The organism is Catenulispora pinisilvae (assembly GCF_015356865.1).
Lineage (GTDB): Bacteria > Actinomycetota > Actinomycetes > Streptomycetales > Catenulisporaceae > Catenulispora > Catenulispora pinisilvae.
The window spans coordinates 25,282-32,275 of record NZ_JAAFZA010000110.1; the positions used below are offsets into that span (position 1 = coordinate 25,282).

Annotated in this window: 9 protein-coding genes; 6 read left to right on the forward strand and 3 right to left on the reverse strand. The window is 71.2% G+C overall.

Annotation, left to right across the window (positions count from 1 at the left end; translation table 11 throughout):
• Nucleotides 1-2: 2 nt before the first annotated feature.
• Together IZR01_RS53500 and IZR01_RS27140 are read left to right on the forward strand one after the other, a co-directional pair.
• Nucleotides 3-1,481, forward strand: coding sequence for a sensor histidine kinase (locus IZR01_RS53500; RefSeq protein WP_323747109.1), 1,479 nt, complete (start codon nucleotides 3-5; stop codon nucleotides 1,479-1,481).
• Entirely contained in the window at nucleotides 1,478-2,146 is a 669-nt protein-coding gene (locus IZR01_RS27140; protein ID WP_194925492.1) for a response regulator, read from the forward strand. Before IZR01_RS53500 ends, IZR01_RS27140 begins: the two co-directional genes overlap by 4 nt.
• Before the next feature lie 30 nt (nucleotides 2,147-2,176).
• Here IZR01_RS27140 and IZR01_RS27145 read toward each other — a convergent pair whose 3' ends face one another.
• Together IZR01_RS27145 and IZR01_RS27150 are read right to left on the reverse strand one after the other, a co-directional pair.
• A complete protein-coding gene (locus IZR01_RS27145; protein ID WP_194894281.1) occupies nucleotides 2,177-2,323 on the reverse strand; it encodes a hypothetical protein in 147 nt (48 codons plus the stop codon).
• Nucleotides 2,324-2,538: 215 nt separating this feature from the next.
• Nucleotides 2,539-3,243, reverse strand: coding sequence for a TetR family transcriptional regulator (locus tag IZR01_RS27150; protein WP_194894280.1), 705 nt, complete (start codon nucleotides 3,241-3,243; stop codon nucleotides 2,539-2,541).
• A gap of 149 nt (nucleotides 3,244-3,392) precedes the next feature.
• On the opposite strand from IZR01_RS27150, the gene IZR01_RS27155 reads away from it, so the two are divergent.
• The 4 genes from IZR01_RS27155 (at nucleotide 3,393) to IZR01_RS27170 (ending at nucleotide 6,645) form a co-directional block, all read left to right on the forward strand.
• Nucleotides 3,393-4,283, forward strand: coding sequence for an SDR family NAD(P)-dependent oxidoreductase (locus IZR01_RS27155; protein ID WP_194925493.1), 891 nt, complete (start codon nucleotides 3,393-3,395; stop codon nucleotides 4,281-4,283).
• Between the two features lie 78 nt (nucleotides 4,284-4,361).
• A complete protein-coding gene (locus IZR01_RS27160) occupies nucleotides 4,362-4,994 on the forward strand; it encodes a TetR/AcrR family transcriptional regulator (protein ID WP_194925494.1) in 633 nt (210 codons plus the stop codon).
• A gap of 134 nt (nucleotides 4,995-5,128) precedes the next feature.
• Nucleotides 5,129-5,659: an ester cyclase gene (locus IZR01_RS27165; protein WP_194925495.1), complete on the forward strand. Its 531-nt coding sequence runs from the start codon at nucleotides 5,129-5,131 to the stop codon at nucleotides 5,657-5,659.
• 89 nt (nucleotides 5,660-5,748) lie between these two features.
• Nucleotides 5,749-6,645: a FadR/GntR family transcriptional regulator gene (locus tag IZR01_RS27170; RefSeq protein WP_194925496.1), complete on the forward strand. Its 897-nt coding sequence runs from the start codon at nucleotides 5,749-5,751 to the stop codon at nucleotides 6,643-6,645.
• Between the two features lie 67 nt (nucleotides 6,646-6,712).
• Here the strand turns inward: IZR01_RS27170 and IZR01_RS27175 are convergent.
• A partial coding sequence (locus IZR01_RS27175; protein WP_194925497.1) for a heme-binding protein occupies nucleotides 6,713-6,994 on the reverse strand: 282 nt, incomplete at its 5' end.

Sequence of the window (6,994 nt, forward strand, 5' to 3'; positions counted from 1 at the left end):
ATGTGAGGCCCGACGACGCTGAGCGCACGGCCGCCGGGGCCCGGGCCCCGGAGACGGAACCGCCGTCTTCCGGGGCTGCGGCTGCTTCCGGGGCCGAGGCTGCCTCCAGGGCTGCCGCTGCTTCAGGGGCTGCGGCTGCTTCCGGGGCCGAGGCTGCTTGGAGCAGCCCGGTCCTGCGCCGGCTGCTGGGCCCGGCCGGCCGGCTGCGGCAGCTGGATCGGCGCCGGCCCTGGCTGCTGGACACCGCGATCGTGCTGATCGTCGTCGGCATCAGCCTGCCCGACCTGTTCTCCGGCGGCTCGCACGCGTCCTTCGGCGGCCCGGACTCCAGGCATCGGCTGCCGACGGCTGTGCCGTACGTTCTGACCGCCGTGTCGGTCCTGCCGCTGTGGTGGCGCCGGCGCGCGCCGGTCCCGGCGTTCGCGGTGACCGCGGCGGCGACGCTGGCCGCGGTCGCCATGGGCGTCTCGATGACGTCCACCTTCACCTCGCCGCTCGTCGCCTTGTACAACGTGGCCTTGCACGGTCCGCTGCGTCTGTTCGCCTGGTGCACCGTGGCGGCCACCGCCGAGAACGTCGTGTCGGGCCTGACCCAGACCACCGGCGGCAACCGGCTCGGCGGCGTGCTGTTCCTGCCGGGGATGGTGATCGCGGCGGCCGCCAGCGGGCTGGTCATGCGGATCCGCAGGATGTATCTGGCGGCCCTGGAGGACCGGGCCCGGCGCTTGGAGATCGAGCGGGACCAGCGTGCCCAGCTCACCACCGCCGCCGAACGCGCGCGCATCGCCCGCGAGATGCACGACATCGTCGGCCACAACCTGTCCGTCATGGTCACCCTCGCCGAGGGCGCCGCCGCGCTGGCCGCCCGCGACAACGAGAACTCGGCCGAGTCCCTGCGTGTGCTCGGCGACACCGGCCGGCAGGCCATGGGCGAACTGCGGCGGGTGCTGGGCGTGCTGCGGGAGGGCCGGGATGATCCGGAGACGAAGCTCAGCCCACAGCCCGGCGTCGGCGATCTGGACGCGCTCGTCGCGCGGGTGCGCGCCGCGGGGCCGGCGGTGACCTACCGGACGGCGGGCGACCTCGCTTCGCTCGGCGGCGGGCTCCAGCTCACCGTGTATCGGATCGTGCAGGAGTCGCTGACCAACGCCCTGAAACACGCCGGACCCGGCACCACGGCGGACGTCGGCGTGACGGTGGTGGCCGACATCGTGCAGATCCGCGTCGCCGATACCAGCATGCATCCGGACGCTGCTATTGCCTTGGCTGCCGGCGACGGCAGCGATGCCGGCCACGGCCTGATCGGCATCCGCCAGCGCGCCGCCCTCTACGGCGGCGCCGTCACCATCGGCCCCCGCGACGACCAGCCGGGCTGGCTCGTGGACGTCCGCCTCGACGCGACCATCGAACCCTCCGACCCGATCTCCGACCCGACCTCTGGCCCGACCTCCGACCCGACGACGGGAAGCGACCTGCCATGACCACCACCGTGCTGATCGCCGACGACCAGCCCTTGCAGCGCCTGGGATTGCGCATGCTCCTGGAGGGCACCGACGGCGTGACTCCGGTCGGGGAGGCCAGCCAGGGAGCCGAGGCCGTGCGCCTGGCCGCCGAACTGCGGCCCGACGTCGTCCTCATGGACGTCCGCATGCCCGGCATGGACGGCCTGGAGGCCACCCGGCAGATCGTCGCCACCGGCGGCCGCACCCGCGTCCTCATCGTGACCACCTTCGACCTCGACGAATACGCCTACGAAGGCCTGCGCGCCGGAGCCAGCGGCTTCCTGCTCAAAGACGCCCGGCCCGAGGAGCTGATCGCCGGGATCCAGGCGGTGGCCACCGGCGACGCGGTCGTCGCCCCGAGCCTGACCCGGCGGCTGCTGGACGCCTACGCTCACCGGGTACTCGCCCCCGACCCGTCGGGCGCCGACGATCCGCGGCTGAAGGAGCTCAGCGACCGCGAACGCGAAGTGCTGGTCGCGATCGGCAACGGCTGGACCAACACCGAGATCGCCGAACAGCTCTATCTGTCCGAGTCGACCGTGAAGAAGCACGTCGGCCGGGTCCTGGCCAAGATCGGTGCCCGGGATCGCATTCAGGCGGTGATCGTCGCCTACGACGCCGGGCTTGTCAGCTCCAAGCACTGACAACAGGTCCGCTCTGACGCTGCTGGAAGTTCATCGAAAAGGCCCGCCGCGAAAGCGGCCCAGTATCAGGCAGAGCGCGATAGCGGCCAGAATCCAACCGAGGTTCTTGATGTGCGGCAGGTGCACGTTGACGTGACCGAACTGCTGCACGCGCGCAGCGTAAATCAGCTTCGACACGGCTTGGCTCCAGCGCTGAGAATCGGCGATCAACGCAGTGGCCTGACCGCCACTGCTTCCCCTCCTCAACGCTAATCACGCGACCGGGCTGCTCAATGGGACCGCGGAGGACACTTGGCGGCGCGGGCGGCACCGCGGTACCACCGAGTCGTCATCACCAGTGATGAAGGCCGGCGTCTCAGTGCCCTACGAACGGATGTGGCCGGCCGGCAGCCTCACTTCGGCTCGGGCCGGGTGGTGCCGACGGCGTAGCCGGTGATCAGCGCGCCGAGGATGTCGGTCAGTCCCGGTTCGACGTCGACGCGGGCGTGGGCGAGTTCGGGTTCGGCTTCGTAGAAGGCGCGCAGGGCCGTGCCGGGCGCGGCCATCTGCCACATCGCCCCGGCCATCGAGGTCGCGGTGGCGACGACGGCGCGGGCCTGGTCCAGCCGCAGCGGGGTGACCGTGCAGAGCGCGGCGCCGACTTCGGCGACCGCGGCCAGGGCGCGGGTCTTGAACGCCTTGACCTTCGCCATCGAGACGTTGCGCTCCAGGTTCAGCGGCGTGTGCGCGAGCAGGTCGCAGAACAGCGGCCGGGTCACCAGCGAGTGCGCCACCACGGCCGCGACCTCGTACCCGGCCCGGTCCCAGGCCTGGTGTCCGAAGCCGGAGCCGGCGGCCAGGGCGTCTAGGTCGGCACGCACCGCCGCCGACCACTCACCCCACCCGTCGGCCGCCAGTTGCAGGAAGATGTCCTCGCGCGTCTCGAAGTAGCGCAGCATCGCCGACTTGTGCATGCCGACCTCATCGGCGACGGCGCTCGCAGTCACCTCCCGCACGCTGGCGGCGGCGGCGAGCCGGGCGGCGGCGGCCAGGATCGCCTCCTGGCGGGCCTGTTTGGCCGCGGGGGTGCGTGCGCGCTCAAAGTCCAATTCGGTCACCGTCCGAGCGTACCATTCTACCGCAACCCGGTTGCGGTGGAATCGCGCCGCTGAAGCTCTAACACAATGGAGTAGCGATAGCTGAGCTCCTTAGGGAAGTTACTGCAACTAAGTTGCGATACAAGCGAATCCGTGATGCACTGACAACCATGAGCACTCAGCCGAACACCTGGTTCATCACCGGTTCCTCCCGCGGCTTCGGCCGCTCCCTGGCCGCCGCCGCGCTCAAGGCCGGCGACAACGTCGTGGCCAGCGCCCGCAAGCCCGAACAGCTCGCCGACCTGGCCGCCGAGTACGGCGAGCGGGTACTTCCGGTGGCCCTGGACGTCACCGACGCCGCCGCGGCCGAGGCCGCGCTCGCCGCCGGGCTGGCGGCGTTCGGCCGGATCGACGTGGTGGTCAACAACGCCGGGTACGCCAACCTCTCCCCGGTCGAGACCGCCGACGAGGCCGACTTCCGCCGCCAGTTCGACACCAACTTCTGGGGCGTCTACAACGTCTCCCGGGCCGCGCTGCCACTGCTGAAGAAGCAGGGCGCGGGCATCGTGATCCAGTTCTCCTCGATCGGCGGCCGGGTCGGGCACACCCCCGGACTCGGCTCCTACCAGGCGGCCAAGTTCGCCGTCGACGGGTTCACCCGGGTCCTGGCCGCCGAGACCACGCCGTTCGGCATCCGCTACCTGGTCGTCGAGCCCGGCGGCTTCGCCACCGACTGGGCCGGGTCCTCCATGCGTGTCGAGGACGTGCCGCAGGACTACCGCCAAACCGTCGGCGCCATGAGCGATCTACTACGCGGCGGCCAAGGCGCCGTCGCCGCCGGCGATCCCGACCGGGCCGCGCAGATCCTGGTGCGTATCGTGCACGCCGACAACCTGCCCAGCCACCTGCTGCTCGGCGCCGGAGCAGCGCGCATGGCCCTGGACTACTCCCGCGGCCAGATCGCCGAGGCCACCGCGTGGCAGGCCGTCTCCGCCTCCGCCGATACCGGTGCCGAGTACCCGGTCGACCTGCCCATCGTCGACCTGCCCACCGGCAGCTGAACGCGGTCAGCAACGCCGGGGTGTCCGGCACCTTCAGCCGCTTGACACAAAAGTCAAGCGGCTGTTTGAGTTTCTTCTATGGCGACACACAAGGCGGATCAGCGGCGAGAAGCCGGGCAGCGCACGAAGGACGCCCTGGTGGCCGCCACGCTGGAGCAGCTGGCGCAACGCGGCCGGGAGGGCCTGACGCTCCGGGAGGTCACTGACAGCGCCGGGGCCAATGTCGCGGCGGTGAGCTACCACTTCGGGTCGCTCAAGGGGCTGTGCGACGCGGCGATCGAGCACGCGCTGGAACGCTATCTGGACGCGCAGATCCAGGCGCTCGACTCGCTCACTCCCGCCTCCGGCCTGGAGGACGTGGCCAGGGCGTTCGCCGCGCCGATGGTGCACGCGCTGGCAGCCGGCGGGCAGGAGCTGGTCGTCATGCGGACCGTCGCGCGGGTCGGGATCGATCCGCCGCGCGGCTGGGACCGGCTGGCCGGGAAGTTCGAGCAGACTCGGCGCGACACCCTGCGGGCGCTGCGGGCGAACCTGCCCGGAATCGGTGAGCCCGAGGCGGTCTTCCGGACCCGGGCCGCGGCCGGTCTGCTGAACTGGCTCGCGCTGGCGCCGATCGGCGCCGAGCTGGCCGCCGGGCCGGCCGAGGAGATCGAGCGGCTGGTCGTGCCGGTGGTCGCCGGAGCGTTCCGGGGGCTCCCGACAGCGGGCTGACCTGGTCGGGAGCCGTCGGTCCGTCGGTCGGCAGCCGCTGGCCGGAAACAATTCAAACGGACGCTTGACAGGGCGCGGAGCTCGGCGCAGAATTTCAAGCAAGCGTTTGAATAACTTTCTGGAAGGGGAGATCCATGAGCGACATCACCACTGGTGGCACTGGCGCCGGCACCACCGGGACCAGCACCACGGCTACCGACGCCGAAGCCATCGTCCGCGCCGCCTACCACGCGGCCGAGGGCAGCGTGCTGGACGTCGAGGGATTCAAGGCCCTGTTCGCCGAGGACGGCGTGTTCAACAACGTCGTCCCCGGCGAGAGCTACCGCGGCGAGCACCTGGGCGACCTGGTCGTCTTCATGGGCCAGTTGGCCCCCGACATCCACCGCGAGCTGCGCAGGTTCCACGTGATGGGCAACATCGTGGCCGTCGAGCTGAGCATCCAGGGCACCGCCACCGGGCCGTTCCCCACACCGGCCGGCGTCCTGCCGCCCAACGGCGCCAAGCTCGACATCCCGACCGCCGACTTCTGGTACATCGAGGACGGCAAGATCAAGGAGTTCAACTGCTACGTCGGGGTCAGCGTGATGCTGGCCCAGCTGGGCGTGCAGCCGGACTTCGCCGGCGCCGTCGCCGCCTCGGCCACGGCTTCGGCCTCAGGCAGCTGAGACCACCACGGATGGCAAGATCCCCTACCTATCTGGTAGGTTCTGCCACAGACAGCGACGACCGGCGTCGGCTGGGAGGTGGCGAGCAGATGTTCCCGTTGCAGGACCCCGCCCCCGTGACACGCCAGCGGGTAGCCGACCAGATCGTCGAGGATCTGCGCACGCGGATCCTCGACGGCTCGCTGCCGGACGGTTCGAAGCTGCCCGCCGAGCGGGAGCTGGCCGCGCACTATGACGTGAGCGCGCCGACCGTGCGCGAGGCGATCAGGGTCCTGACCGCGATGGGCCTGATCAGGATGCGCAACGGCGCCCGGGCCACGGTGACGGCGCAGGGCGGTTCGCTGCTCGCGCTGTCGATCTCCTCGGTCGTGCAGTTCGAGAAGATGCAGGTTCGCGACGTCCTCGGGCTGCTCGGCGCGCTGAACGCCTACGCCGCCGAACTGGCGGCCCAGCACGCCACCGACGCCGAGCTCGCCGAGTTCAAGGCCACGGCCGCGCGCACGTTGCAGACCGGCGACACCCCCCGCATGATCGCGGACCTGAAGGCCTTCTTCGACCAACTGGCTGACATGTCGCACAATCCATTGCTGACGGCGCTGTGCCGGTGCATCACCGAGATCCAGCTCGGCCTGACCGCCAAGGTGGCCGGGTCGGGCCGGGACGGGTTGAGCGGGAACGGCTCGGGCGGGGACGGGTCCGGCCAGGACGGCGCGGGCCGCGACGGGTCAGGCCGGGACGGCTTCGGCGCGGTCGCCGCCTCGGTCGCCGAGACCCGGGTCGAGATCGCCGACGCACTCGCCGACCGCGACGCGATCCGCGCCGTGAGCCTGGTGCGCGAGTACCACCGACGCGTCGTGGACCGCGTGCAGTCGCTGCCCCGCGCCAAGGAGCTCGCCGAATCCGATCCGGGACTGCGGCAGGCGCTGGCCGGCTGGCTCAACGAGAACGTGCGGCTGGCGGGCGCCGGGGAGCCTCGGCAGCGGTGATGACCGGGCTCGGGGAACCGGCCTCCGGGCTCCCGAGCTGCCGGACCCCCGGACTCCCGAGCGTTCTTCAGCCGATATCAGCCGTCAGCCCCACGCTCTGCACGCCGAAGACCGCGCAGGTCTCGTCATTCTCGGGCCGATCCCCGCTGACGCCGACCGCGCCGACGACTTCGCCGTCGGCGTCCCGGATCAGTACGCCGCCACGGGAGGCGGCGACGCGCCCCTCGGAAATGGCGCTGAGCTGCGGGATCTCATGGCTGCCAAGGCCTCGCCGCTGTCGCCGGAGGCACGAGACGCGGTGTGGGCCGAGCTTGTCCACCGCTCCCGCACGATCGGGGCGGTATGGACG